The 23,589-nt window shown below is 68.7% G+C and carries 25 protein-coding genes, 4 tRNA genes and 1 pseudogene; 14 read left to right on the forward strand and 16 right to left on the reverse strand.

Annotation, left to right across the window (positions count from 1 at the left end):
- Nucleotides 1-15: 15 nt before the first annotated feature.
- Nucleotides 16-1,119 carry an FAD-dependent monooxygenase gene (locus ACWEQQ_RS01230; RefSeq protein ID WP_452346743.1) on the reverse strand — a complete coding sequence of 368 codons (1,104 nt, stop codon included), beginning with the start codon at nt 1,117-1,119 and terminating at the stop codon, nt 16-18.
- A gap of 88 nt (nt 1,120-1,207) precedes the next feature.
- Here ACWEQQ_RS01230 and ACWEQQ_RS01235 point away from each other — a divergent pair, with 88 nt between their 5' ends.
- Nucleotides 1,208-1,774 (forward strand): TetR/AcrR family transcriptional regulator, encoded by a 567-nt coding sequence (locus tag ACWEQQ_RS01235; protein WP_452343990.1) that lies wholly within the window; start codon nt 1,208-1,210, stop codon nt 1,772-1,774.
- A gap of 235 nt (nt 1,775-2,009) precedes the next feature.
- Here the strand turns inward: ACWEQQ_RS01235 and ACWEQQ_RS01240 are convergent.
- From ACWEQQ_RS01240 to ACWEQQ_RS01250, 3 genes are all read right to left on the reverse strand, one after another.
- Nucleotides 2,010-2,097 (reverse strand) — tRNA-Ser (locus ACWEQQ_RS01240).
- A gap of 54 nt (nt 2,098-2,151) precedes the next feature.
- Nucleotides 2,152-2,589: a nucleoside deaminase gene (locus ACWEQQ_RS01245; protein ID WP_452344464.1), complete on the reverse strand. Its 438-nt coding sequence runs from the start codon at nt 2,587-2,589 to the stop codon at nt 2,152-2,154.
- A gap of 26 nt (nt 2,590-2,615) precedes the next feature.
- Nucleotides 2,616-3,155: a tRNA adenosine deaminase-associated protein gene (locus ACWEQQ_RS01250; RefSeq protein ID WP_452344460.1), complete on the reverse strand. Its 540-nt coding sequence runs from the start codon at nt 3,153-3,155 to the stop codon at nt 2,616-2,618.
- Nucleotides 3,156-3,213: 58 nt separating this feature from the next.
- Here ACWEQQ_RS01250 and ACWEQQ_RS01255 point away from each other — a divergent pair, with 58 nt between their 5' ends.
- A complete protein-coding gene (locus ACWEQQ_RS01255; protein ID WP_452346744.1) occupies nt 3,214-4,164 on the forward strand; it encodes a prephenate dehydrogenase in 951 nt (316 codons plus the stop codon).
- A 16-nt stretch (nt 4,165-4,180) separates the two neighbouring features.
- Here ACWEQQ_RS01255 and ACWEQQ_RS01260 read toward each other — a convergent pair whose 3' ends face one another.
- A complete protein-coding gene (locus ACWEQQ_RS01260) occupies nt 4,181-4,783 on the reverse strand; it encodes a putative glycolipid-binding domain-containing protein (protein ID WP_354838690.1) in 603 nt (200 codons plus the stop codon).
- A gap of 276 nt (nt 4,784-5,059) precedes the next feature.
- Between ACWEQQ_RS01260 and ACWEQQ_RS01265 the strand changes: the two genes are divergently transcribed.
- The 4 genes from ACWEQQ_RS01265 (at nt 5,060) to ACWEQQ_RS01280 (ending at nt 8,300) form a co-directional block, all read left to right on the forward strand.
- Nucleotides 5,060-6,202: a DNA cytosine methyltransferase gene (locus ACWEQQ_RS01265; protein WP_452346866.1), complete on the forward strand. Its 1,143-nt coding sequence runs from the start codon at nt 5,060-5,062 to the stop codon at nt 6,200-6,202.
- A 50-nt stretch (nt 6,203-6,252) separates the two neighbouring features.
- A complete protein-coding gene (locus ACWEQQ_RS01270; protein WP_379387570.1) occupies nt 6,253-6,675 on the forward strand; it encodes a very short patch repair endonuclease in 423 nt (140 codons plus the stop codon).
- A 158-nt stretch (nt 6,676-6,833) separates the two neighbouring features.
- A complete protein-coding gene (locus ACWEQQ_RS01275) occupies nt 6,834-7,559 on the forward strand; it encodes a DUF998 domain-containing protein (protein WP_452344457.1) in 726 nt (241 codons plus the stop codon).
- A 27-nt stretch (nt 7,560-7,586) separates the two neighbouring features.
- Complete coding sequence (locus ACWEQQ_RS01280) at nt 7,587-8,300, forward strand: maleylpyruvate isomerase family mycothiol-dependent enzyme (RefSeq protein WP_452346745.1); 714 nt, start codon at nt 7,587-7,589, stop codon at nt 8,298-8,300.
- A gap of 121 nt (nt 8,301-8,421) precedes the next feature.
- Here ACWEQQ_RS01280 and ACWEQQ_RS01285 read toward each other — a convergent pair whose 3' ends face one another.
- Together ACWEQQ_RS01285 and ACWEQQ_RS01290 are read right to left on the reverse strand one after the other, a co-directional pair.
- A complete protein-coding gene (locus ACWEQQ_RS01285; protein ID WP_452346746.1) occupies nt 8,422-9,771 on the reverse strand; it encodes a flavin monoamine oxidase family protein in 1,350 nt (449 codons plus the stop codon).
- Nucleotides 9,772-9,912: 141 nt separating this feature from the next.
- The gene (locus tag ACWEQQ_RS01290) at nt 9,913-10,533 is read right to left on the reverse strand and encodes a TetR/AcrR family transcriptional regulator (protein WP_452344454.1); all 621 of its coding nucleotides are present in this window, start codon (nt 10,531-10,533) and stop codon (nt 9,913-9,915) included.
- 96 nt (nt 10,534-10,629) lie between these two features.
- Between ACWEQQ_RS01290 and ACWEQQ_RS01295 the strand changes: the two genes are divergently transcribed.
- Nucleotides 10,630-10,785 carry a hypothetical protein gene (locus ACWEQQ_RS01295; RefSeq protein WP_452344453.1) on the forward strand — a complete coding sequence of 52 codons (156 nt, stop codon included), beginning with the start codon at nt 10,630-10,632 and terminating at the stop codon, nt 10,783-10,785.
- A 506-nt stretch (nt 10,786-11,291) separates the two neighbouring features.
- A complete protein-coding gene (locus tag ACWEQQ_RS01300) occupies nt 11,292-11,753 on the forward strand; it encodes a hypothetical protein (RefSeq protein ID WP_452346747.1) in 462 nt (153 codons plus the stop codon).
- A gap of 66 nt (nt 11,754-11,819) precedes the next feature.
- Here ACWEQQ_RS01300 and ACWEQQ_RS01305 read toward each other — a convergent pair.
- From ACWEQQ_RS01305 to ACWEQQ_RS01315, 3 genes are all read right to left on the reverse strand, one after another.
- A tRNA-Arg gene (locus tag ACWEQQ_RS01305) sits at nt 11,820-11,892 on the reverse strand.
- 36 nt (nt 11,893-11,928) lie between these two features.
- Nucleotides 11,929-12,018: transfer RNA gene (locus tag ACWEQQ_RS01310), tRNA-Ser, on the reverse strand.
- Between the two features lie 88 nt (nt 12,019-12,106).
- Nucleotides 12,107-12,796, reverse strand: a complete 690-nt coding sequence (locus tag ACWEQQ_RS01315) for a dienelactone hydrolase family protein (RefSeq protein ID WP_452344451.1) — start codon at nt 12,794-12,796, stop codon at nt 12,107-12,109.
- A 165-nt stretch (nt 12,797-12,961) separates the two neighbouring features.
- Here ACWEQQ_RS01315 and hisC point away from each other — a divergent pair, with 165 nt between their 5' ends.
- Entirely contained in the window at nt 12,962-14,041 is a 1,080-nt protein-coding gene (gene hisC / locus ACWEQQ_RS01320; RefSeq protein WP_452346748.1) for a histidinol-phosphate transaminase, read from the forward strand.
- An 8-nt stretch (nt 14,042-14,049) separates the two neighbouring features.
- Here the strand turns inward: hisC and ACWEQQ_RS01325 are convergent, their stop codons facing one another.
- From ACWEQQ_RS01325 to ACWEQQ_RS01345, 5 genes and pseudogenes are all read right to left on the reverse strand, one after another.
- Entirely contained in the window at nt 14,050-15,099 is a 1,050-nt protein-coding gene (locus ACWEQQ_RS01325) for an alpha/beta hydrolase (RefSeq protein ID WP_452346749.1), read from the reverse strand.
- A gap of 119 nt (nt 15,100-15,218) precedes the next feature.
- Nucleotides 15,219-15,311 (reverse strand): annotated as a pseudogene (locus ACWEQQ_RS01330) (HoxN/HupN/NixA family nickel/cobalt transporter); the annotation flags it as partial.
- A gap of 84 nt (nt 15,312-15,395) precedes the next feature.
- Nucleotides 15,396-15,480, reverse strand: a tRNA-Ser gene (locus ACWEQQ_RS01335).
- Between the two features lie 64 nt (nt 15,481-15,544).
- A complete protein-coding gene (locus ACWEQQ_RS01340) occupies nt 15,545-15,979 on the reverse strand; it encodes a MarR family winged helix-turn-helix transcriptional regulator (RefSeq protein WP_452346867.1) in 435 nt (144 codons plus the stop codon).
- 172 nt (nt 15,980-16,151) lie between these two features.
- Nucleotides 16,152-17,330, reverse strand: coding sequence for a lactate 2-monooxygenase (locus ACWEQQ_RS01345; protein WP_452346750.1), 1,179 nt, complete (start codon nt 17,328-17,330; stop codon nt 16,152-16,154).
- Between the two features lie 347 nt (nt 17,331-17,677).
- On the opposite strand from ACWEQQ_RS01345, the gene ACWEQQ_RS01350 reads away from it, so the two are divergent.
- Nucleotides 17,678-18,670, forward strand: a complete 993-nt coding sequence (locus tag ACWEQQ_RS01350; RefSeq protein WP_452344447.1) for an NAD(P)H-quinone oxidoreductase — start codon at nt 17,678-17,680, stop codon at nt 18,668-18,670.
- Here the strand turns inward: ACWEQQ_RS01350 and ACWEQQ_RS01355 are convergent.
- Nucleotides 18,667-19,872, reverse strand: coding sequence for a cysteine desulfurase-like protein (locus ACWEQQ_RS01355; RefSeq protein ID WP_452344446.1), 1,206 nt, complete (start codon nt 19,870-19,872; stop codon nt 18,667-18,669). The two genes, ACWEQQ_RS01350 and ACWEQQ_RS01355, sit on opposite strands and share 4 nt — an antisense overlap.
- 347 nt (nt 19,873-20,219) lie before the next feature.
- Between ACWEQQ_RS01355 and ACWEQQ_RS01360 the strand changes: the two genes are divergently transcribed.
- The 4 genes from ACWEQQ_RS01360 (at nt 20,220) to glfT1 (ending at nt 23,543) form a co-directional block, all read left to right on the forward strand.
- On the forward strand, nt 20,220-20,816 hold the full coding sequence (locus ACWEQQ_RS01360; RefSeq protein ID WP_452344445.1) for a bacterial proteasome activator family protein: 597 nt from the start codon (nt 20,220-20,222) through the stop codon (nt 20,814-20,816).
- A 123-nt stretch (nt 20,817-20,939) separates the two neighbouring features.
- Nucleotides 20,940-21,794, forward strand: coding sequence for a galactan export ABC transporter permease subunit Wzm/RfbD (gene wzm, locus ACWEQQ_RS01365; protein ID WP_354838645.1), 855 nt, complete (start codon nt 20,940-20,942; stop codon nt 21,792-21,794).
- A 7-nt stretch (nt 21,795-21,801) separates the two neighbouring features.
- Complete coding sequence (wzt, locus tag ACWEQQ_RS01370) at nt 21,802-22,623, forward strand: galactan export ABC transporter ATP-binding subunit Wzt/RfbE (RefSeq protein ID WP_452344444.1); 822 nt, start codon at nt 21,802-21,804, stop codon at nt 22,621-22,623.
- Nucleotides 22,620-23,543, forward strand: a complete 924-nt coding sequence (gene glfT1 / locus ACWEQQ_RS01375) for a galactofuranosyltransferase GlfT1 (RefSeq protein ID WP_452344443.1) — start codon at nt 22,620-22,622, stop codon at nt 23,541-23,543. The genes wzt and glfT1 overlap by 4 nt, the downstream gene beginning before the upstream one ends.
- The last annotated feature ends 46 nt before the right edge of the window (nt 23,544-23,589 follow it).

Raw genomic sequence — 23,589 nt, forward strand, 5'->3', positions numbered from 1 at the left:
GTGCTACTTCTCGTTTCACCGCATGAAGCGGGTGACAGCGTTGCGGACCACGATGCCCGCGGAAGTGGCGGGCACCATGAGGGCCGACGCGGCGCGCATGCCGCGCTGCCTGGGCTCGACCAGTTTCCGGTGACGCTGTTCGTAGGCGGCGAAGGCAGTGTACGGGCGACCGGGAGTACGGGTCATTTCCTCAGCGAGGGTGTGGGCGCCCGCGATGGCGAGGGTGGAGCCGTCACCGAAGAGGGAGAGGCAGGATCCGGCGTCACCGAGCAGGGCGACACGGCCATCGGACCAGCGCGGCAACCGGACTCGGCTCACCGAGTCGAAATAGAGGTCGTCGGCGGCCTTCAGCTGGTCGAGCAGGTCGCCGAAGATACCGATCGGCCCGGAGAAGGTGTCGGCGATGAGCCGCTTGTGTCCGTCGAGATCGCGCCGGCCCGGGATCGCGGCATGGCGGAACATGAAGGCCGCCACCGCCCTTCCCTTCGAAGGGTGCACGGTGATGGCCTGTCCCGGGCGATTGAACATGACGACCTCGTGCTCATCGCCGAAGGCCCGCTCCACCGGCAGGGTCGCCACGTACATGCCCAGATGGCGAAGGAACTCGGCCTCCGCGCCGAAGACGAGCCGACGAACATTCGAGTGCAGGCCATCGGCCCCGATCAGGTAGTCATAACGCCCACCCGCGCCGTTCTCGAAGACGACATCCACGCCGTCCGTGTCCTGCGTGATCCCGGAAATCGAATCGGCCCAGCGGATTTCGGCATGGTCGCGAGCCGCGTCGAGGAGAATGGCGGCCAGATCTGCGCGCGCGAGCTCGATCTCGCGGTCACCCGCACCACCCTGAAAAGCGCTGAGCCGCAACCTCGATCGCTCCCGCCCCGCCGCGTCGACGAAGCTCATTCGCTCCACCCGCGACGCGGCCGCCCGCAGCCGCGGCATCACCCCCATACCCTCGGTCACATCGACAGCCGGTCCTTTCACGTCGATCGGGTTGCCGCTGGACCGCTGCGCCCCCGCCCGCTCCACCACGGTCACGTCGAAGCCGTTGCGCCCCAGCCAGTACGCCAGGGTCGATCCCGCAATGCCCGCCCCGGAGATCAGCACTGTCCTGCTCATCGTCATCACCCTCGATTCAAGTGGACGATTTTCGTCCACTTTCAAGAAGGTACGCTAACCGGAAGATTTTCGTCCAGTTTTATCGGAGGTGAGGACAACGGCCGAGCTCAGAGCCGATGCCCGCAGCAATCGCGACCAGATCCTGACCGCGGCCCAACAGGTCTTCCGCGAACAGGGCGTCAGCGTCTCCATGAAGGACATCGCCGACGCCGCCGGCGTGGGCGTGGGCACCCTCTACCGCCGCTTCCCCGACCGCGGCGCCCTCATCACCGCCGCCGCCCACTCCTACCTCTCGGCCCTCGCCGACCTGGCCGCCACCGCCGACCGCGAATCCCCCACCGCCTGGCAAGCCCTCACCCGCATCCTCCGCGAATGCGCCGAACTCCGCCTGGGCGCCCTGGCCGCCGCCGTCGAACCCACCCTCCACTCCGACATCAAATCCGACCCCGCCCTCACCGAAGTCCGCGCCACCATCACGGACCGCATCGCGGACCTGACCGCGAGGGCCCACACCGAAGGCGCCCTTCGCCCCGACGTCACCCCCGAAGACATCGCCCGCCTGATGACCCTGCAGATCTACGCCGCCCCCACCGAGCCCTACCCCACCGCGATCAACCGCGTCCTCGACCTACTCCTCGACGGCCTTCGCCCCTGAAAGAGAAAGCCCCGAACCGGTTTCCAGGTGCGGGTGTTTCTGCCGGATCCCGAGCGATCGGGATCAGCAGCGACTCACGCGGAATGCCCCGCGCTGCAAGGAATCCTGGGCGGCCGACCCCAACCGAGTTTGGTCGTTCGAATAGCGGGTGATCGCGCGCATGGAGGACATGGAACGCGCATGGAGGACATGGAAAGAGCCCCTCACCTGTCGGAACAGGTGAGGGGCTCCTCAGCGGTGGCGGAGGGATTTGAACCCTCGGAGGGGGGTTACCCCTCACACGCTTTCGAGGCGTGCTCCTTAGGCCGCTCGGACACGCCACCGCTGGTGACTTTACCTGAGCACCCGCCGGATTCTGAAATCGCCTGGAGAGAGGGCTAGGGGCGGTGGGAATCGAAGAAATCGGCGAGGAGAGCGGCGCATTCGGGTTCGAGGACGCCGGCGCGGACCTGGGGGCGGTGATTGAGACGTCGGTCACGGACCACGTCCCAGAGCGAGCCGACGGCACCGGTCTTGGGTTCCCAGGCGCCGAAGACCAGGCGGCCGATGCGGGAGAGGACCAGGGCGCCGGCGCACATGGTGCACGGTTCGAGGGTGACGACCAGGGTCGCGCCCTCGAGGCGCCAGCCGTCGCCCAGCACCCGGGCGGCGGCACGCAGGGCCAGGATCTCGGCGTGGGCGGTCGGATCGCCCAGGGCCTCACGGGCATTGGCGGCGCGCGCCAGTTCCCGGCCGTGGGCATCGAAGACGACCGCGCCGACGGGGACATCGCGCGGGTCGGCGGCAGCTGCCGCGGCGATGGCGACCCGCATCATCGCCTCGTCCGAGGCGAGCGAGCCGATCAACGCGGGAGCTTGTCCAGGACCGCGGAGAATTCGTTGGCGAAACCGAGGCGCTGGGCGATCATGCCGAGCTGCTCGTCCGGGTACAGGTCGGTCTCGGCGAGGATGACCGCCAGCACCGGCTCGGGCAGGCCGAGATCGGCGAGGACACCGAGGTCGCCCTCCTCCCAGGGCTCGACGTCGTCGATCTCGTCCGGGTCGATGTCGGGAATCTCGATATTGAGTTCCTCGAGCACGTCGGCCGCGATGTCGTAGTCGATGGCGGCCGTGGCGTCGGACAGCAGGATGCGGCTGCCGGTGGGGCCCGGGCGCAGGATGATGAAGAATTCGTCGTCGACATCGAGCAGGCCGAAGACCGCGCCGGAACTTCGCAATGCCCGCAGCTCGTGCTCGGCCGCGGACAGACTGGACAGTGAGGCGTCGCTCAGGGGCGTCACTTTCCAGTTGGCTTCCTCGCGGACAACCGCCACTGCGAACCCTTCCACGTCGTCGAACTCATCCGACGCCGCCCTGTTCGTGCCCGAGCGCTGTGCTGCCATGGCCGCAACGGTAGTCCGCTTCGGGGGAAATGTTGAAGTCGTATGCGAATCTGATCGCATGACGGGCACTCCGAAACCAGCTGTCTGCGTCCTGGGTACCGGTTTGATCGGCGGTTCGGTGCTGCGCGCCGCCGCCGTCGCCGGGTACGAGGCGTTCGGCTACAACCGGTCCGAGGTCGGCGCGAAAGCCGCCCGCTTGGACGGATACGACGTGATCAGCGATGTGGAAACGGTGCTCACGCGGGCGGCCGACCGCGATGCGCTGGTGGTGATCGGTGTGCCCATGCCCGCCATCGACGCTGTGCTCTCGGATGTGAAGACCTTCGCTCCCGGCTGCGTGCTGACCGATGTGGTGAGCGTGAAGGCGCCGGTCGCGGCGGCCGTGCAGCGTCACGAACTGGGCGCCCGCTACGTCGGCGGCCATCCGATGGCCGGGACCAGTGAATCCGGTTGGGCCGCATCCTCTCCCGACCTGTTCAAGAACGCGGCGTGGGCGGTGAGCGTCGACCCGGGTGTACACGCCGACCCCTTCCGGCGTGTCGTGCAGCTCGCGCTGGACTGCGGCGCGGTGGTGGTCCCCGTGCTGGCGGTGGAACACGATCGCGCGGTCGCGCGCATCTCGCACCTGCCCCACGTCCTCGCCGAGGCCCTCGCCATCGAGGGCTCCAACGGTGGCCCGCTGGCCCTCGGACTCGCGGCCGGCTCCTTCCGCGACGGCACCCGCGTCGCCGCCACCGCCCCCGACCTGGTCCGCGCCATCTGCGAACCGAACGCCGCCGCGCTGCTGGACGTGCTCGACGACACCCTCGAGGTCCTCACCCAGGCCCGGGACAGCCTGCGCGCCAACGGCACCATCGCCGAACTCACCGAAGCCGGGCACGACGCCCGCAACGACTACGAGGACAACGAGCGCTGGGTCATCACCGATGTCCGCCCCGGCGACCACAACTGGCTCACCAAGCTCATCGACGCGGGCCGCTCCGGCGGTGTCCTGACCACCCTGGACTAGGCGCGCCCGGCCCCGGCTAGATCCGTTCGGCCAGGCCGGGGTAGTCGAGCAGGAAGCCGTCCTCGTCGACGGTGACGGTCGCGCTGGAGACGGGCGAGAGCACGTGGATGCCGTCGGGGCCGCTGCTGTAGACGAGGCCGGCTTCCTGCACGAGGAGATCGGGCAGGCGCACGTAGACGACGGGAACCTGCACGTCCTCACTGGCATGGGCCAGCCCGTAGCGGCGGATGGGCAGGGTGTTGAAGAAGGGGCTCAGCACCACGTCCACATCCAGCGCGCCGCCGAAGGTGGAGCGCACGTGGGTGTTTCCGGCGTCGATGAGCCAGTAGTTCTCCTCGTCGCGGGCGATGGAGGCGTGGCGTTCGCCCGAAGCGAGGGTGCTGCGCAGCGACAGCCGCTTGGTGACCCCGGATTCGTCGGTGACCAGGTCGTAGGATGCGCTGAAGGCCGGGTGATCCTCGCAGTCGCCCGCGATGATGCGGCCCGCGGCCCGAATCCGGTTGCCGCTCAGCACCACCCGCACCGACTCCATGCGCGACGCGTTGTGCGCCCGCCAGGTGAGAATGGCCGGCCACCGCGGCGCAGCCGGGTTGGCGTCCTCACTCCCGTTATCCGTCACGCCTATAACCGTAGTTCCCCGCGCCCGCGCACCCGCGATCCCCGGCCGGTATCACCGCCCCGGCGGCACATCGTGATCAACATGCAATGGTGCCGACCGGTTCTCGGTGTTTGCGCACGACATCGACCACCGTCCACCCGCCCGAGTCATAGCGAGGCGCTCTGGACCGGCGGTGGGCAGGGGTGTTGGTCACGGTGGGGGTGCGGGGACTCGAGTAACGTGCTCTGGGGCACGGAGGACTCCGGGGTGAAAGGGACTGTTGTGACGGGCGCGCGGATGGTCGGCCTGTTCGCCGGCATCGGCGGGCTGGAGCTCGGGCTCGCGGCGCACGGATGGCGCAGTGAACTGCTGTGCGAGATCGACTCCGGAGCGCAGGCGGTGCTGGCCGCGCATTTCCCGGACGTGCCATTGCATTCCGATGTGACCAGGCTGCGCGCGCTGCCGTCCGGGACGGAGCTGGTGGCGGCGGGTTTCCCCTGCCAGGATCTGTCGCAGGCCGGGCGGACGGCCGGAATCACCGGGGCCCGTTCGGGTTTGGTGGACGAGGTGTTCCGGCTGGTCAAGCGCAAGAAGGGCCCCCGCTGGCTGCTCATCGAGAATGTGCCGTTCATGCTGCAGCTCGGCGGCGGCGCGGCGATGCGGCACATCACCGCCGCGCTCACCGACCTCGGCTACACCTGGGCCTACCGGGTGGTGGACGCCCGCGCCTTCGGACTGCCGCAGCGGCGGGAGCGGGTGCTGATGCTGGCCTCCCGCACCGAGGATCCGCGGCCGATCCTGTTCGGCACGGACGCCGGGCCCCGCGAGGTGGGCGACCCGGCGCACGATCCGTGCGGCTTCTACTGGACCGAGGGCACCCGCGGCCTGGGCTGGGCGGTGAATGCCGTGCCCACCCTGAAAGGCGGTTCGGCCCTGGGCATTGCGAGCCCGCCCGCGGTGCGGCTGCCCTCGGGTGAACTGGTCACGCCCGGCATCACCGACGCCGAGCGGCTGCAGGGCTTCGACCGGGATTGGACCACGGCCGCGCTCGCGGTGCCCGGGGTGCGGCCGGGGCATCGCTGGAAACTGGTCGGCAATGCGGTGAGCGTGCGCATGGCGTCCTGGATCGCCGAGCGCGTCACCCACCCGTCCGACGACCCGATCCCGGACGGCGCGCCGCTGACCCGCCGCAGCTGGCCGACGGCGGCCTGGGGGCATCGCGGCGAGGTGTATCGGGTTCCGGTGTCCACCTGGCCCGTTCATGCGCCGTACGAGGATCTGCGCTGGTTCCTCGACGACTCCCGGCTGCTGTCCGCGCGCGCGACCGCGGGCTTCCTGCGTCGCACCCGGATGGGTTCGCTGCGCTTCCCCGAGGGTTTCCTCGACGATGTGGAGAACCATCTCGAGCGCATGGGGGGCGCACCGCGCGAGGCCGCATGACAGCTCCGGGGCACCTTGCCGGCGGTGCCGGGCGCGGCGAGGATGGCCCGATGGCGGATGCGCGACGACCCGGCACCGATGCGGCCACCAGCGCGCGCATGGCCAGGCAGCGGCGCGTGGGGACGAAGCCGGAGCTGGCCCTGCGGCGGGAATTGCATCGGCGCGGAAAACGCTTCTTCGTGGACCGGGCTCCGCTGCCCGGGCTGCGGCGGCGGGCCGATCTCGTGTTCCCGCGGCGGAAGGTGGCGGTCTATGTGGACGGATGCTTCTGGCACAGCTGCCCGCAGCACGCGACACGCCCGAAGAACAATGCCCAGTGGTGGGCCGACAAACTGGCGGGCAATGTGGCGCGCGATCGCGACACCGATGCCCGGCTGGCCGCGGCGGGCTGGACCGTGGTGCGGGTCTGGGAACACGAGGCCGCGGATTCGGCGGCCGACCTGGTGATGCGGGCTTTGGCGCGCGGCGTCTGACGTCCGCGCCGGCGCATGGGCGACAATGGTCCTACGACCGGACCAGCCGACCAGTCCGGACAGATCGGAAGCTGCGGGCAGGGCAGTACGAGTAAGCGAGGCCAGCGAAAGCGAGCGCGGTGATGCCAACCGAGCAGAAACTAGCCGAGGCGGCCCCCGTGGAGAACAGTCTCCAGCCGCGATGGCGACGGGTGCTGCGGTGGTTCATCGCGATCTTGATCGCGGTCGCCGGACTCGGCTATTCCTCCTGGGTCCTGGAATTCATCCTCCCGATCCACAGCAATCCCACCAACACCTTCCTGAGCCAGCTGGCCGAGAAGGGCGCGCCGTTCAGCTGGGTGTTCACCACCGGCGACACCGGGTCCGGCGCGCTGCTGGTGGTGGCGGGACTGGGCGGCCTGCTGCTGTTCTCTCGGCGGCGGTACTCCTCCATCGGCTGGGCGGCGTTGGCCTGCTTCGGCGCGTCCACCATCGCGGACGCGCAGTGGCCCATCGTGCCGGACGATCCGAACGGGCCCAAACGGTATGTGGACACCGGCCTGTTCCCGCAGTTGCACCAGATCCATGCGCTGACCAGCACGCTGGCGGTGTTCTCCATCTACATCGCGATGATCGCGTTCACCGTGGCCGCCTTCAAATACCGGCGCTGGCCGATTCTGCGGCACACCGGACTGTGGATTCTGATCGTCGGTTCGGCGGTGACGGCCTGGATGCTGATCGCCGACAATCTGCCCGGCAACTACGGCCTGGGCATCGCACAGCGCATCCAGGTCGGGGCCATGTCGCTGTGGCTGGTGGCGCTGGCGGTGCAAATCGTTGTGGCCGAACGGGATTCCGGAATCCCGACCCGGCGTCGGCACACCACGCGCTCATCCGGTCACTGACCGCTCCGACTGGGTAGGGTCGGACTCGTGACCAGCGATGCGCAACTCGCCGACACCGCAGCCCTGCTCGACACCGTCGCCGCCGCGACCGAGCGCCTGCTCCCAGCGATCGCCGCCCTCGGCGACGCCGACCTGGTGGAACCCTCACTGCTGCCCGGCTGGACCCGCGGCCACGTGCTCGCCCACCTCTCCCGCAATGCCGACAGCCTGGTCAATCTGCTGCTGTGGGCCCGCACCGGCATCGAAACCCCGCAGTACGCAAGCCAATTCCTCCGCGAGGCCGACATCGAGGCGGGCGCCCCCCGCCCGCTGCGCGACCAGCTCGAGGACCTCACCGCCTCCGCCGAACGGTGGCTGGACCTGGCCCGGGTCATGCCCGCCGACCGCTGGCCCACCCTCGTCCGCAACCGCCAGGGCGGCGAGATCCCCGCCACCCGCATCCCGTGGATGCGTCTGCTGGAAGTGGAGATCCACCACGTGGACCTCGCTATCGGCTACACCCCCGCCGACTGGCCGGCCGACTTCGCCGCCCGCCTCCTGGCCCAGTCCATCACCGAGGTCGAGCCCGCCGAGGGCACCGGCTTCACGGTCACCGCCACCGATTCCGGCTACACCGGCACCGTCGGCGTCCCGGCCGCGACCATCACCGGGCCCACCGCCGCCCTCGCCGCCTGGCTGATCGGCCGCTCCCCCGGCACCGACCTCACCGGCGACCTCCCCGACCTGTCCGCCTGGAAGTAACCGGGCGCCCGCCTCGAGCAGGAGGTCACGACGCTCGGAGATCGGCGCCTACGCCCAACGCGCGTTCACCGGACGTGAGTCGCTCGATCGTCATTGTCGATATCGGTCATGTTGATGCCGGTCATCGGGCCAGAATCTCGGCGGCGGTGCGGCGGCCGGATCGGACCGCGCCTTCCATGTAGCCGTTCCATTCGACGGCGTACTCCGCCCCGGCCCAGTGCACGCGGCCGATCGGTTCACGAAGCACGTCGCCATAGCTGGTCCACACGCCCGGCGCGAAATGCGCGCCATAACAGCCGCGCGTGAATTCTTCTGCGCTCCAGTCCTTCTCGACGTAGGAGATCGGGTCGGCCGCCGCGGGCCCGAAGTATCGGACGAAGCTGCCGAGCACTTCGCTGCGTCGTTCGGCCGCGGACAGCCGCTGCCACCGGCGCGCCTCGCCGCCCTCGACGAAGCCCAGCAGGATGCCGACCTCGCTGCCGGGAGGCGAGACGTCGAAGGTCACCTTGACGGGGCCGGCCTCGGAGATCGCCTGGCCGTTGAGGCCGTTCTCGCGCCAGAACGGCGTCGGGTACGACGCGAACGTCTTGATCACGGTCCCGGCGGGGAGCTTCTGGGTCAGCTGGTCACGCCAGGCGGGCAGCAGGGGGTCGTAGCGCAGGCGCCCGGCAAGGGTCGGCGGTACCGCGATGATCACGTGCCGCGCGGAGAACGCCTCGCCGGAGCGGGTCGTGACCGTGACACCGTCGTCGTCCTGGGCGACCGTCGTGACAGGCGACCCGAGGCGCACGTCGAGCCCCTCGGCAAGTCGCTCGGAGACGAGGACCGAGCCGCCGACGACCCGGTCCTGCTGCGCACCCTTGTCGACGGAAACGAGGGTTTCGAGATCGCCGTTGCTCACCGAGTAGAACAGCATGTGCAGAAGCGAGACGTCGACCGAATCGGCGGAGAGCAGCGCCTCGGCCACGACGCGGAAGTAGGTACGACCGCTGTGCGTGCGCAAGTTGCGGCGCACCCACGACTCGTAGGTCTGGCCGTCCAGTTCATGCGCTCGGGGGTGCGCCCAGGGCTGCGCGGGGTCGACGGTCTTCGCGAGCCGCTCGAACCGCAGGAGGCCCTGGGCCAGGTCGGCGAGCGCGAACGGGTTGAGCTTGGGCGTCGCGCCCTTCTGGCTGCCGAGGCGCGACTGCTTCCCGCCGAGCTGCAGGAGGAGCTTGCCCGCGTCATTCCAGGTGCGGAACGTCTCGAGGCCGAGGTCCTCGACGAGGGCGTACATCTCCTCGTGCCCCTCGCCGAGCCAGGTCCCGCCGAGTTCGACCGGATGACCGTCCAGAACGCCGCCCTCGGTGCGGCCGCCCACGCGGTCCCGCGCCTCCAGCACGGTCACCCTCCGACCGGCCTCGACAAGCTTGCGCGCAGCACTCAAGCCGGCGAGACCGGCCCCCACCACGACGACGTCGACATCATGCATCCTGGTTTCCTTCGCAAAGTCGGTCGTATGACTGATTTGACTCAGGCTACGACGCGACTCGGGACAGCGCAATGCCCCCGAAGTGGAAAACCAATACGGCCGACTTGATCGGCGTACGACTCGCGGCGTTCGGCCGCCGGTTCAGGCCCCCGCGCGGGTGCCGCGACGGATATCCGCCAGCGCGACGAGCATGTCGATGACGGCGTCGAGATCCTCACGCGACCGGGCGATGTTGGGATCGCACACATGCTGGAGCACGAGCCCGTCGATGCCGGCGACGACGAGCCGGCCAAGTCGGCCGAAGGGAACCGCACAGGTTTCGCCGGCATTGTGGGCGGCTCGCTGACACCATTCGGCGACGACACTGGCGTAGCGCTCGTACTGCCAGCGGGCCAAGCTCTCCTGCCCCGGCGTCCGGAGGGCGTATGTGGTCAACTCGTACTGCATGACCTGCAGGTCCCGCTGTTCGACGACCAGCCGGGACCAGAAGCTGGTGATGCCGCGCCGGATCGCGTGCTCGAGCCCGTACTCGAGCTCGGCCGCATCCTCGAGCACCGCCGCGATCTCGTCGACCACGTCCTCGATCACCGCGCGCAGCAACAGCTCCTTGGACGGGAACACATACTGCATCGTGCCCAGCGGGACCCCGGCCTCGGCGGCGACCGCGCGCACCGAGGTCCGCGCCACACCGTCGCGCGACAGCACCCTGCGCGCGGCGGTCACCATCTGCTGCCGCCGAACCGACGCCTCCACGTACACCATGACACCCCTCTCGGTCTGATGACTGAAATTCTGCCACCACAGGGCTTGCCACGATCTCATCGCCGACGCTACAGCGATCCTATTACAGTCAGTCGAATGACTGATTTTCTCGGTCAGTGGGTCGCCACCATGGACGCGTCCGCAGACCTCAACAGGGCCCTCCCCATCGCCGCAACACAGCTCCGGCTCGCCGCCCCTGTCGGCACCCTCGCCGGCGGCGCCCTAGGAATGATCGTCGGGCTGCCCGATTGACACGATCACCCGTGGCCTCACTGCCGATAGCGGCACTAGGCTGCGTCGTCGGCGCCGCCACCTTCGCCGCTCTCGGCGGCATTCTCGGTAGCCTCACCGCCGGCGCCCCGGTCAGAATCGCCAGCGCCGCACAGATGTACAACACGCCGCAGAGCGCAGGCGATATCCGAGCACTCAGCCCGGCCACACAACCCGGTCGGCACCACGGGTCGAAGCGGCGAAGAATACGACCCTCGCCGCCCCTATCCCACCAGATCCATCCGCGGACAACAGGCCGTGCGCACGAAATCCACAGGCCTGAAGCGACTTTCACGCCTGGAGCACTGTGTCTCCAACTGGACCGACCGCGCAGGGCAAACCCGGCCTCATGAGCAATCGATGCCTCCGGTCGGCTGAGTGCGTGCGACAAAGGTCGTGAATGATCTTGTTTCACACTGTCGGTGGGGCGTTGTAGCTTCGCGGACAGCGCTGATCAACAGGCGCTTTTCGATCGAGGGGGAAGCTACGTGAAGAACACTCGAATCCGTCGGGCGGGCATCGGAGTTACCGGATTCGCGGCGATGGCGGCGGTGATCGCCGGAGCACCGGCGGCATCGGCCGACCTGTCGAGCAATAGCATTTCGGTTGCCGGCAATTCGCACTATGTCAGCCAGCCGTACACGCTCACCGCCGATGTCAGCGCCGTTCCGGGTTGCTGGATGGTGTGGTTCTACGACACGGACAAGGCCATCACTCCGCCCGGGCAGGACTCACCCGGAGTACTGCCCAAGAATGGCGCGGCCACGGTCCAGTGGACCCCGACGACCACGGGCACACACCACATCACAGCAGTCGCCATGCTTGTTTCCGCCCAGGGACCGATACTGGGTCCGCTGGACATCCAGGTGACCACCGCCCCTACGACGGGTACCGGTAGCGCCGACTCGATTCCGGTCATCGGCGGCGTCCTGAAGTCCCTCGGCCTCTAACCGCCGGGGTCACGCGCCAAAAGCCAACGGCCCCACACCTTCTGGTGTGGGGCCGTTGAGCTGAAGCGCGCCCGGAGAGACTCGAACTCCCAACCTTCTGATCCGTAGTCAGATGCTCTATCCGTTGAGCTACGGGCGCATGTCTATTCAAATGTGCACCCGGCGTACCGGGCGGTGGCGGAGGCGAGAGGATTTGAACCTCCGGTCCCCGTGAAGGGACAACTCATTAGCAGTGAGTCCCATTCGGCCGCTCTGGCACGCCTCCTGGTGCCCCTCTTCGAGGGCGCCGGTTCCTTTCGAACCGCCGGGACAGAAGATTACACAGCAGGTGACCAATAGGCCAAATCGGCTGGTCAGCGTAGGTGCGAGTCGAACCATTCGTAGATTCTGGTTTGCGCGTCGAGGACCGAGACGTCGTCGAGGGCGGCGGGGTCGAAGCCGGGGTGGTCGGGGCGGTGGTGGAGTCCGGGGTAGGTGACCACGAGGGTGGCGACGTCGGCGTGGGCGGCGGCCTCACGCAGGCGGTCGACCTGGTCGGGCGGGGTCAGCGGGTCGTCCTCGCCGAAGAGGCCGAGCCAGGGGGCCTGGAAGGCGGGGGCGGCGGCGAGCAGTGCGACGGCCTGCGGGGTGAGCGGGGTTTCGATGCCGGGGGCCGCGACGCTCACGGCCGCGCCGATGCGGCGATTGGTGGCGACCAGGGCGGCGGCGGTGCCGGCCGAGTCGAAGCCGAGCACGCCGATGCAGTCGCGGAAGACGCCGTGCCCGGTGAGCCACTCGAAGCAGGCGTCGAAGGCGGCGAACAGGTCCTCGCCGAAGATCGGGTGGGTGCTGCCATTGGCGGGGCGGTGGAAGAGGTCGGGGGCGAGGACGGTCCACCCGTCGTCGGCGAGCGAACGCATGAGTTCCAGCAATGGCTCGGTGAATTCACGTGATTCGTGCAACACCACGATGCCGCCGCGCGCATGCCCCTCGGGTTCTAGCACAGTGAGCGGAACCGTGGTCGTGTCGTGCACAGGGGCGATATCTCGATAAATGCCCGACATAGGGCCACTGTAGTTGCGCTAGGTAAAAACGAGATAAATCTTTCCCAGGGTCCGATATCCCGGAGATATTCCGGCCGAGTTCCATTCGGTCCCACGCGAGTCCCGATCGGCAAACCAGTCGGCACCCCGGAGCGGGCGCGGGCGAGCGGGACATAGGGTGGAGGGGTGAGCGCGCACATTCGCCCGGACCTCGATGCCATCCCGGCGTACGTCGCCGGCAAGACGCACCCCGGCGCGGTGAAGCTGGCCAGCAACGAGACCACCTTCCCGCCGCTGCCGTCGGTGACCAAGGCCATTGCCGAGGCGGTCGAGCTGTCGAACCGGTACCCGGACAACCACGCCATCGAATTGCGCGGCGCCCTCGCGGATTTCCTGGGTGTGGAGCTCGAGAACGTGGCGGCCGGCTGCGGCAGCGTGGCGCTGTGCCAGGAGCTGGTGCAGATCACCTGCCGCCATCCCGAGGACGAGGTGCTGTTCGCGTGGCGCTCGTTCGAGGCCTACCCGATCGTCACCCAGGTGGCGGGCGCCAAGGCGGTGCAGGTGCCGCTGGACGGCGAATTCACCCATGATCTGGACGCTTTGGCGGCGGCCATCACCCCGAACACCCGGGTGGTCTTCGTCTGCAACCCGAACAACCCGACCGGCACCGCCCGCGGCAAGGCGGAGATCGTCGACTTCCTCGACCGGGTGCCCGCCGACGTACTGGTGGTGCTGGACGAGGCGTACTTCGAGTACCTGCGCATGCCCGCCGAGGACTTCCCCGACGGCGTCGAGCTGGGCCGCACCCGGCCGAATGTGCTGGTGCTGCGCACGTTTTCGAAGGCGTACGGCCTGGCGGGCCTGCGGGTCGGGTACGCGGTCGGCGCGCCCGAGGTGATCACCGCGCTCATGAAGGTGCACATCCCGTTCAGCGTGAGCCGGGTGGCGCAGGCGGCGGCTATCGCCTCGCTGGAGGCGCGGCACGAACTGCTGGAGCGCACCGATGCCGTTGTGGCCGAACGCGATCGCATGCGGGAGGCGCTGCTCGCGGCGGGCTACCGGGTGCCGGTGAGCCACTCCAACTTCCTCTGGCTGCCACTGGGCGACCGCAGTACCGAGTACGGCGTGGCGAGCACCGAGGCGGGGGTCATCATCCGGCCCTACGGCACCGACGGCGTCCGCATCACCGCGGGCGACCCGCACGAGAACGACGCCTTCCTGCGCTTCGCCACGGATCCGGAGATCGTCGCTCGTTTCGTCGGCTGAACGGCCCGCTACCCGATGCCCAGCCCCGCGGCCATGGTCGGCCAGGAGCGGGGCAGTTCGTCGGCCCAGTAGGGCCAGGAGTGCGTTCCCGCGGGCCGGCGGTCGACCGTGGCCGGGATCGCCAATTGCGCCAGCCGGTCGGCCAATTGGCGGGTGCACATGTCGGCGCCCGCCTCGATCGGCCCGCCGAACAGCACGGCGTTGCGCAGGTCCGGATTGCCCGGGGTGTCGTGCTCCCCGGGCAGCCCGCTGCCGGACGACAGGTAGATTGCCGTGCCGCGCAAGGCTTCCGCTCGGGCCAGCACGTCGTGGTCGGCCCACTGGGGATCGCCGGACGGGCCGAACATATTGTCCGGATCCCCGCCGAACGTCCCGACCACGGCGCGGGCCTGCGCCTGCCCGAAGTCGGAACTCATTGCGTAGCAACCGCTGTGCGCCGCCACCGCGCGATACAGGCCCGGATTGCGGGTGGCCAGCATCATGGCCGCCTCCGCGCCCATGGAGACGCCCTCCAGGCCGTTCATGCCGTCCCCGCCGAAACGGGAGTCGATGAGCGGCGGCAGCTCGCGGGTCAGGAAGGTCTCCCAGCGATTGGTGCCGAGCTTGGGATCGCTGCGCTGCCAGTCGGTGTAGTAGCTGGCGGGGCCGCCGAGGGTGAAGACCACATTCACGTTCTTGTCGGCGAAGAAGGGCAGCGCGCCGCCGCGGGCGGTCCAGTTGTTGACATCGGGTGCGGCGCTGCGCCCGTCGAGCATGTAGACGGTCGGACGGGGGCTGTCGCGGTGCGCGGGGAGCAGCACCTGCACCTCGACGGTGCGGCCCATGGCCGGGGAGGCGATGAAGACGGCGAACAGGTTCCCGGCCACGGTCTCGACCCGTTCGATGCGAGCCTGCGCGGGGTGGACCGGATCGAGGCCCGGCGCGGACTCCTCATTGGAGCCGGTCTCCACGGGTGGATCGGTCACGGCGAGTGGGGCTTCGACGGTCGCCGCGCCGGCCAGTAGGGCAGCGCTCGCGAAGGCACCGAACAAGCGACTCGCGATGCGACGGCTGGCCACCCCGCCACATTTACCAGAAACCGTCGGTCAGCGTTCAGCAGACGACGTCGATCCACATTGGCCGGGAATCGTCACTCCGCGGCGAGATCGCGTTCCCACCAGGGGAACCAGATTCGGCAGTCCGCCACCAGCTTTCGCGTGGTGTTGCCGATGGCGGCGATGTGATCGGCGTCGAAGGCGTGCCGCATGCCGAGGGTGCAGGCGGTGATACCCGGCCGACACCCTCATCCGTCGACGACGATGACCACGCAGGCGTTCTCGGGCTCGAAAAGCCTTACCCACCTGCGGGTTCTCAGCGGAAGCGGAGGGATTTGAACCCCCGGTCGCTTTCACGACGCTCGCTTTCAAGGCGAGTGCATTCGGCCGCTCTGCCACGCTTCCAGGCGATCGATCCTAACTGATGGCGTGTGCGGTCTGCCTCCCACTTCCGATTCGGGGGGACCGGTCAGTCGAGATCGGCTGTCGCGCGGGCGCCGGCGCGGTGGTCGGCGGCCAGGTTCACCAGGTCCAGGGCGGCGGCCACGGCGGCCAGCTGCTGCGGGGTGAGCAGATCCACGAAGAAGCGGCGCACCGCGGCGACATGGCCGGGAGCGGCGGCCCGCAGGCGCCGCAGGCCCTCCTCGGTGAGCTGGGCCAGTACGCCGCGGCCGTCGTCCTCGCAGGCGATGCGGCGGACCATCTGCTGCGCCTCCATGCGGCGGATCTGGTGGGTGAGCCGGCTGCGGGAGGAGAGCACGCCGTCGGCGAGATCACTCATGCGCAGCGCACGGCCGGGCGCCTCGGACAGCTTCACCAGGATGCGGTAGTCGGCGAAGGACAGGTCGCAGTCGCGTTGCAGCTGCCGGTTGAGGTCGGCCATGAGCCGCTGGCTGCCGTCCATGTAGGCCCGCCAGGCGCGCTGCTGCTCCGGGGTGAGCCACCGCGCTTCGGCCGCGGCCCGGCCTCCGGACTCGGCCACCGGCTCGTTGTTGTGACGGCGTTTGATCGCTCCTCCTCAGCTCGCGGCCCGGACGAACGCGTTCCCACAGCAGGATTCCTTCCGCCGGGAAGGCCTAAACGCGATAGGTGGAGATCATGGTCCGGCTCAGGTCGTGCAGGCTGGTGCAGCCCGAAAGTCCCATGGCCGCATCGAAATCCGCGAGCAGGCAGCGCAGCGCGTGGCGCACGCCGTCGGCGCCGGCCAGGCCCAGGCCGTACGCCCAGGGGCGGCCGTAGAGGACGGCCTTGGCGCCCAGCGAGAGCGCGATCATGACATCGGAGCCGGTGCGGATGCCGGAGTCGAACAGCACATCAGCGCGATCGCCGACGGTGGCCACGATGGTGGGCAGCGCGTCCAGCGCACCGACCGCCCCGTCCACCTGGCGGCCGCCGTGATTGCTCACCACCACCGCGTCCGCGCCCGCGTCGACCACCTGGCGGGCGTCGTCGGGGTGCAGCACGCCCTTCACCGCGATGGGCAATTCGGTCCAATCCCGCAGCCGGGCGATGTCGGCCGGGCGCAGACCATGGTTACCGAACAGTCCGATCCAGGTGAGCACGGCGGCCCGCATCGCCTCCTCGCTCTCCTCCGGCGGGGCGCTGAGCTTGGCGCGGAAGACCGGATCGGACAGATAGTTGGCAATACCTTTGCCCTGCAGGAACGGCAGGTGACCGAGCTGCAGGTCGCGCGGGCGCCAGCCCAGGCTGGGGGTGTCGGCGGTGACGACGATGGCCTTGGCGCCGGACTCCTCGGCGCGCTCGACGAAGGAGCGGGCCAGCTCCATGTCATCGGGCCAGTACAGCTGATACCACCAGTCGCCCGCCCGCGCCCCGACCTCCTCGATCGTGGAGGAGGCGGCGGTGGACAGGCACATGCCGATGCCCAGTTCCCGGGTGACCTCGGCGACCAGGGTCTCGCCGCGCTCGTGCAGCAAGCCCAGCACGCCGATCGGCGCGGTGATAATCGGTGCGGCCAAATGGGTTCCGAGCACGTTCACCGACAGGTCGCGCGCCCCGGGCCCGGTGGCGCCGCGCAGTATGCGCGGCAGCAGCCGGTACCGCTCGAAGGCGGAGAGATTGGCGTGCGCGGTGCGTTCGGTGGACGCACTGCCCGCCACATAAGCGAAGGCCGCCGGATCCAGCACCTCCCGAGCCTTCTGCTCCAGGCCCGCCGCCGTCATGGGTAGCGCCGGGACGATGCCCGCGAGGCCGGAGAGATAGATCTCGTTCTGGAAATCGACGAAACTGCTCATGCCCCGGAACGCTAGTACCTTCCACCCCTGCGCGGAGGGGGTCGAAGTTACTTTCCCCGGGCGTAACCTTCCGGCCCGGACGTGCCGCGTTATCAGGGTTTACGCCGCGCCCCGGTTCAGCGCTTGCGGACGCGGACCAGAGCACGCGGCGCATCGGTCGCGATGAATCCGGACATCGCCATAGCCGCCAGGATGACCATGCCGCCGAGGACGGCCAGGGTGGTGATCATGGAATCTCCTCTCGAATCCGTTCACTCCACGGTGACGGCCGATGCTGAGAAGATGCTGGGCCCACGCCGAGGACGGCCTGACAGTAATCGGTGAGCTCCGGCCGTACGCTCGTTTTCATGTATGCGGTGACGCTCGACGGTTTCGGTGGGCCCGAGGTCATGAAATGGGCGCAGGTGGACGACCTGCCCGCGCCCGGACCGGGCGAGGTTGCGATCGATGTGGTGGCCGCGGGGGTGAATCGCGCCGACCTGCTGCAGCGGCAGGGTTTCTATCCGCCGCCGCCGGGAGCCAGCGAGATTCTGGGCCTCGAAGTGTCCGGGATGGTCGCGGAAGTCGGTCCGGGCGTGCGGGATTGGCGGGCCGGCGATCCGGTGTGCGCGCTGCTCTCCGGCGGCGGCTACGCCGAGCGGGTGGTGGCGCCCGCGACCCAGCTGCTGCCCGTGCCGGAGGGACTGGATGTGGCCGCGGCGGCGGCACTGCCGGAGGTGGCGGCCACCGTGTGGTCCAACCTGGTGATGACCGCGGGCCTGCACAGCGGGCAGTTGCTGCTGATTCACGGGGGCGGCAGCGGAATCGGCACCCACGCCATCCAGGTGGCGCGGGCACTGGGCGCGCGGGTCGCGGTCACGGCGGGTTCGCAGTACAAGCTGGACCGGTGCGCGGAATTGGGCGCGACGCTGCTGATCAATTACCGCGAGCACGATTTCGTGACCACGCTGCACAGTGAATATCCGGGCGCGGACATCATTCTCGACAATATGGGCGCGGCGTATCTGGAGCGGAATGTCCAGGCGCTCGCCGAGGACGGGCACCTGGTGGTGATCGGCATGCAGGGCGGGGTCACCGCGGAATTGAATCTGGGCACGCTGCTGGGCAAGCGGGGATCGATTCACGCCACCAATCTGCGGCGCCGCCCCGAGACCGGGCGCGGATCGAAGTCGGAGATCATCACCGAGCTGCGCCGCCACCTCTGGCCGCTCATCTCCGACGGGACCGTCGTGCCGGTGGTGTCGGCGGAGGTGCCGGTCACCGACGCTGCCCAGGCTCACCGCCTGCTGGACTCCGCCGAGACGGTCGGCAAGGTGATCCTGCAGATTCGCGAGCTCTAGGTGTCCAGCGCCACCAGTGCGCGGCCCAGCTGGTCGATCTCGAATTTCGTTGTGTAGGGCGCGAGTCCGATGGTCACGGCGCCGCCTTCGTCATTGACGCCCAGCGCGTCGAGCAGGCGGCTGCCGCCGTGGGAGCCGCTCAGCGTGCCGATGCGGGCGTCGGCCAGCTTGGCCGAGACCTTCTCCGCCTGCGTGCCCGAGATGGTGAAGCTCACCGTCGGGATGCGGGTGGAGGCCCGGCCGATGACGGTCAGGTTGGGGATGGTGTCGAGCACGGACATCAGGTGCTCGAAGAGATGGTCGTGATAGTCCTGCAGGGACGTGATCGACATTTCCAGGCGCTCCCGCCGGGTGCCCTCGGCGCGCTCGTCGAGCGAGGCCAGGTAGTCGATGGAGGTGGTGAGGCCGGCCAGCAGGGCGTACTGGTGGCCGCCCACCTCGAGCCGTTCCGCGCCCTTGGCGTAGGGGTTCAGCGACATGGACGGGATCCGGTCCAGGAACGCCGGATCGCGGAAGACCAGCGCGCCGATCTGCGGACCGCCCCAGGCGGGCGCGCTCAGCGCGATCACGTCGGCATTGAGTTCGTCGATGTCGAGGAGCGCGTAGGGCGCGGCGCCGAAGCAGTCGGCGACCAGCAGCCCGCCGACCTCGTGCACGCGGTCCGCGGCCACCCGCACCGCGGGCGCGGAGCCGACGATGGGTGAGGCGGCGGTCAGCGCCACCAGCCGGGCGGTGGGTCCGATGAGCTCCTCGAACTGCCAGGCCGGCATCTCGCAGGTCTCGATCTCCACTTCCGCCCAGCGCACGTGCGCGCCATAGCGATTCGCTATCCGCAGCCACGGCGCCACATTCGCCTCGTCATCCAGACGCGACAGCACGATCCCGGTGCCCAGACCCAGCCGGGAGCTCAGCGATTCGGCCAGCCAGGCCAGCAGTACCGCGCGATCGGGTCCGAGCACCACGCCCGCCGGATCGCCGCCGACGAGATCGGCGACGGCCTCGCGCGCGGCCTCCAGGATCGCGGCGCTGCGCTTGGCGGCGCCGTGCCGATTGCTGTGCGAGAAGGCGGAGGTCCGGAAACCTGTTGAGACGGCCCGGGATACCGAATCCGGGACCAGCATGCCCGCTTGCGGGTCGAGGTGGATCCAGCCGTCGCCCAGGGACGGTATGAGGCCCCGCACCCTTGCGACGTCGTAAGTCATGGTGGCCACTCTAAAGGGAGAGGGCACAACAGGGTAACGGTAGGGAGGGAAGCAACCTACGAGGACCAGGACGACCAGCGCCTACCGTACAAACTGGACGGGCTGTGCTGGTTTTGCCTCTCCGCTTCGCTCCGGGGCGGGGTTCGCGGCCCCGAGGTCTCGATTCTTCCCTCCTCCGCTCCTCCGCTTCGCTCCCCCGCTCCAAGGCGGAGGTCTATTCCAGCCGCAGTCCAGAATCGAGACGGCCGCGAACCATCTCGACTTGTCCCTTCGTGTCGCATCTTCGGCGTGTTACGAACTTGGGGTGGCACTGGGCAGGTTCGGTGCGCATTGGGCAGGATGGGGGCATGACGCAATCGGATGGGGTTCCGGAATCCATCGTCGTGATCGGTCCCGAGGGAAAGCCGCTGTTCATCCCGGCGGCGGCGCAGATCGGCGGGGAGCCGGTGGAGATCACCGGACAGGTTGTCGGTGAGGATCTTTCGCGCGAGTCGGGCGACGCGCACGACAAAGAGGAGTCGCTCGCCGACATGGTGGAGCAGCCCGCGAAGGTCATGCGCATCGGCACGATGATCAAGCAGCTGCTCGAGGAGGTCCGGCACGCACCGCTGGACGACGCCTCCCGCACCCGGCTGCGCGAGATCCACCGCACCTCCATCCGCGAGCTGGAAACCGGCCTGGCCCCCGAACTCCGCGAGGAGCTGGAGCGGCTGGCGCTGCCCTTCACCGACGACACCGTCCCCTCCGACGCGGAACTGCGCATTGCCCAGGCCCAGCTGGTGGGCTGGCTGGAGGGCCTGTTCCACGGCATCCAGACCGCGCTGTTCGCTCAGCAGATGGCCGCGCGCGCCCAGCTCGAGCAGATGCGTCAGGCGCTGCCCCCGGGGATGAGCCACGGCGACGCCCGCGGGCAGCAGCATTCGGGCGGCGGCCAGTACCTCTGACGGCGTGGCCGTGGGCACCCCTGCCGCCGAGATGTCCGCGTCGGCGGCAGGTTCTGCGCGCAATGCGATGGCAATTAGATAAGGTCGGGTGCTGTGCCTGCTGCTGCTCCCCCCGACTCGGCGATGACCGACGTGCGCCCGGACCATGAACCGGTGCCGCTCGTGTCGGACTCCCAGTCCTTCGGTCGCGCATTCAAGGATTTCCGCGACGGATTCTCCCAGCGTGAACTGTGGCTGGCGCTGGGCTGGCAGGACATCAAGCAGCGGTACCGGCGCTCGGTGCTGGGTCCGTTCTGGATCACCATCGCCACCGGTTTGCAGGCGGCGGCGATGGGTGTCCTCTACGCCACCCTCTTCGGGCAGTCGCTGAGTTCCTATCTGCCCTATGTGACCGTCGGCCTGATCGTCTGGAATGTGATCAATGCCAGCATCCTCGAGGGCTCGGATGTCTTCATCGCCAATGAGGGCCTGATCAAGCAGCTGCCGTCGGCACTGAGCGTGCACGTGTACCGCCTGGTGTGGCGGCAGTTCCTCTTCTTCGCCCACAACCTGATCATCTACGTGGTGATGGTGGCCGCCTTCAGCATCTGGCGGCACCTGCACTGGTCGGCCCTGCTCGCGATTCCGGGTCTGCTGCTGCTGTTCCTCAATGCCATCTGGGTGACGATCGTGTTCGGCATCTTCAGCACCCGCTACCGCGATCTGGCGCCGATCCTGGGCAGCACCACGCTCATGCTGTTCGTCCTCACCCCGGTCATGTGGAAGACCTCGGCGCTGTCGGGCGCCGCGAGCGATCGCGCCAAGCTGGCCGAGCTCGTCCCCACCTTCCACTATCTGGAGATCGTGCGCGCGCCCCTGCTGGGCGACCCGATCCACCTGCGCAGCTGGGTGGTGGTGCTGTCGATCACCATCGTCGGCTGGATAGTCGCGATACTGGCTATGAAGAAGTTCCGTTCCCGAGTCCCCTACTGGGTGTGAAGGCTCAATGACCGACCATGTGAGTATCGAGACCCAGAACGCGTGGGTGGAATTCCCGATCTTCGACGCCAAATCCCGATCGCTGAAGAAGGCGGTGCTCGGGTCGGCCGGCGGCGCCATCGGGCGCAATCAATCCGATGTGGTGGTCGTCGAGGCGCTGCGGGATATCACGCTGTCGCTGAAGGAAGGCGATCGCGTGGGCCTGGTCGGCCACAATGGCGCGGGCAAATCCACATTGCTGCGGCTGCTTTCGGGCATCTACGAACCGACCCGCGGCAGCGCGCGCATCCGCGGGCGGGTGGCTCCGGTCTTCGATCTCGGCGTGGGCATGGACCCGGAGATCTCCGGCTACGACAACATCGTCATTCGCGGCCTGTTCCTCGGGCAGACCCGCAAGCAGATGCTCGCCAAGATCGACGAGATCGCCGAGTTCACCGAACTGGGTGACTATCTGGCGATGCCGCTGCGCACCTACTCGACGGGTATGCGCGTGCGCCTGGCCATGGGCGTGGTCACCTCCATCGATCCGGAGATCCTGCTGCTCGACGAGGGCATCGGCGCGGTCGACGCGGAGTTCATGAAGAAGGCCCGGGTCCGGCTGCAGGAATTGGTCTCGCGCTCGGGCATTCTCGTCTTCGCCAGCCACTCCAATGAATTCCTGGCCCAGCTGTGCGATTCCGCGATGTGGATCGATCACGGGCAGATTCGCATGCAGGGCGGCATCGAGGATGTCGTGCGAGCCTACGAGGGCCCGGAGGCGGGTGATCACGTGGCGCAGGTGCTGCGGGATCTGGAACGTGAACGTGAACCGGAACGGAATCCCGCATGAGTGAACAGTCCACCCCCGTGTACGGCGATGATGCGCGCATCGTCGCCATCGTGGTCACCCATAAACGCCGGGAGCAGCTGGCCGAGTCGCTGAAGGTGCTGGGCACCCAGACCCGGCAGCTCGACCACCTGATCGTGGTGGACAACGGCAATGAGGCCGAGGTCGGCGAGCTGGTGAAGCAGCAGCCCATGGAAACCACCTATGTCGGTTCGGAACACAATCTGGGTGGCGCGGGCGGGTTCGCGCTGGGCATGCTGCACGCGCTGACCCTGGGCGCGGACTGGGTGTGGCTGGCCGATGACGACGGCCGCCCCGAGGGACCGGACGTGCTCGCCAAGCTGTTCGATTGCGCCAAGCGGCACGGGCTGGTCGAGGTGTCGCCGGTGGTGGCCGATATCGACGACCCGGATCGGCTGGCCTTCCCACTGCGCCGGGGCGTGGTGTGGCGGCGGCTGCGGTCGGAGCTGGGTGACGAGGACTTCCTACCCGGGATCGCCTCGCTGTTCAACGGGGCGCTGATCTCGGCCGAGGCCGTGGACAAGATCGGCGTGCCGGATCTGCGGCTGTTCGTGCGCGGCGACGAGGTGGAGGTGCACCGGCGGCTGGTGCGCTCGGGGCTGCCGTTCGGCACCTGCCTGCAGACCGCATACCTGCACCCGAACGGGTCGGCGGAGTTCAAGCCGATCCTGGGCGGGCGCATGCACACCCAGTACCCGGACGACCCGATCAAGCGGCACTTCACCTACCGCAACCGCGGCTACCTGATGGCGCAGCCGGGCATGCGAAAACTGCTGCCGCAGGAGGTCGCCCGTTTCGGATGGTTCTTCCTGGTCCAGCAGAAGGATCCGGCCGGGCTGATGGAGTGGCTGCGTCTGCAGCGGATGGGCCGCCGCGAGCAGTTCGACAAGCCGAAATCCTGACCGGAAAAATACGTTGCGCCGACGGGGACAGCCTGACAGGGTTGTC

This window comes from Nocardia sp. NPDC004123 (genome assembly GCF_053603795.1).

What these genes read in the sequence shown, in the direction of transcription:
- ACWEQQ_RS01230 (WP_452346743.1), bottom strand. Translation starts at nt 1,119, where the DNA reads ATGAGCAGGACAGTGCTGATCTCCGGGGCGGGCATTGCGGGATCGACC.
- ACWEQQ_RS01245 (WP_452344464.1), bottom strand. Translation starts at nt 2,589, where the DNA reads ATGATGCGGGTCGCCATCGCCGCGGCAGCTGCCGCCGACCCGCGCGAT.
- ACWEQQ_RS01250 (WP_452344460.1), bottom strand. Translation starts at nt 3,155, where the DNA reads ATGGCAGCACAGCGCTCGGGCACGAACAGGGCGGCGTCGGATGAGTTC.
- ACWEQQ_RS01255 (WP_452346744.1), top strand. Translation starts at nt 3,214, where the DNA reads ATGACGGGCACTCCGAAACCAGCTGTCTGCGTCCTGGGTACCGGTTTG.
- ACWEQQ_RS01265 (WP_452346866.1), top strand. Translation starts at nt 5,060, where the DNA reads ATGGTCGGCCTGTTCGCCGGCATCGGCGGGCTGGAGCTCGGGCTCGCG.
- ACWEQQ_RS01270 (WP_379387570.1), top strand. Translation starts at nt 6,253, where the DNA reads ATGGCGGATGCGCGACGACCCGGCACCGATGCGGCCACCAGCGCGCGC.
- ACWEQQ_RS01285 (WP_452346746.1), bottom strand. Translation starts at nt 9,771, where the DNA reads ATGCATGATGTCGACGTCGTCGTGGTGGGGGCCGGTCTCGCCGGCTTG.
- ACWEQQ_RS01290 (WP_452344454.1), bottom strand. Translation starts at nt 10,533, where the DNA reads ATGGTGTACGTGGAGGCGTCGGTTCGGCGGCAGCAGATGGTGACCGCC.
- ACWEQQ_RS01295 (WP_452344453.1), top strand. Translation starts at nt 10,630, where the DNA reads ATGACTGATTTTCTCGGTCAGTGGGTCGCCACCATGGACGCGTCCGCA.
- ACWEQQ_RS01315 (WP_452344451.1), bottom strand. Translation starts at nt 12,796, where the DNA reads ATGTCGGGCATTTATCGAGATATCGCCCCTGTGCACGACACGACCACG.
- ACWEQQ_RS01340 (WP_452346867.1), bottom strand. Translation starts at nt 15,979, where the DNA reads ATGGACGGCAGCCAGCGGCTCATGGCCGACCTCAACCGGCAGCTGCAA.
- ACWEQQ_RS01345 (WP_452346750.1), bottom strand. Translation starts at nt 17,330, where the DNA reads ATGAGCAGTTTCGTCGATTTCCAGAACGAGATCTATCTCTCCGGCCTC.
- ACWEQQ_RS01350 (WP_452344447.1), top strand. Translation starts at nt 17,678, where the DNA reads ATGTATGCGGTGACGCTCGACGGTTTCGGTGGGCCCGAGGTCATGAAA.
- ACWEQQ_RS01355 (WP_452344446.1), bottom strand. Translation starts at nt 19,872, where the DNA reads ATGACTTACGACGTCGCAAGGGTGCGGGGCCTCATACCGTCCCTGGGC.
- ACWEQQ_RS01360 (WP_452344445.1), top strand. Translation starts at nt 20,220, where the DNA reads ATGACGCAATCGGATGGGGTTCCGGAATCCATCGTCGTGATCGGTCCC.
- wzm (WP_354838645.1), top strand. Translation starts at nt 20,940, where the DNA reads ATGACCGACGTGCGCCCGGACCATGAACCGGTGCCGCTCGTGTCGGAC.
- wzt (WP_452344444.1), top strand. Translation starts at nt 21,802, where the DNA reads ATGACCGACCATGTGAGTATCGAGACCCAGAACGCGTGGGTGGAATTC.
- glfT1 (WP_452344443.1), top strand. Translation starts at nt 22,620, where the DNA reads ATGAGTGAACAGTCCACCCCCGTGTACGGCGATGATGCGCGCATCGTC.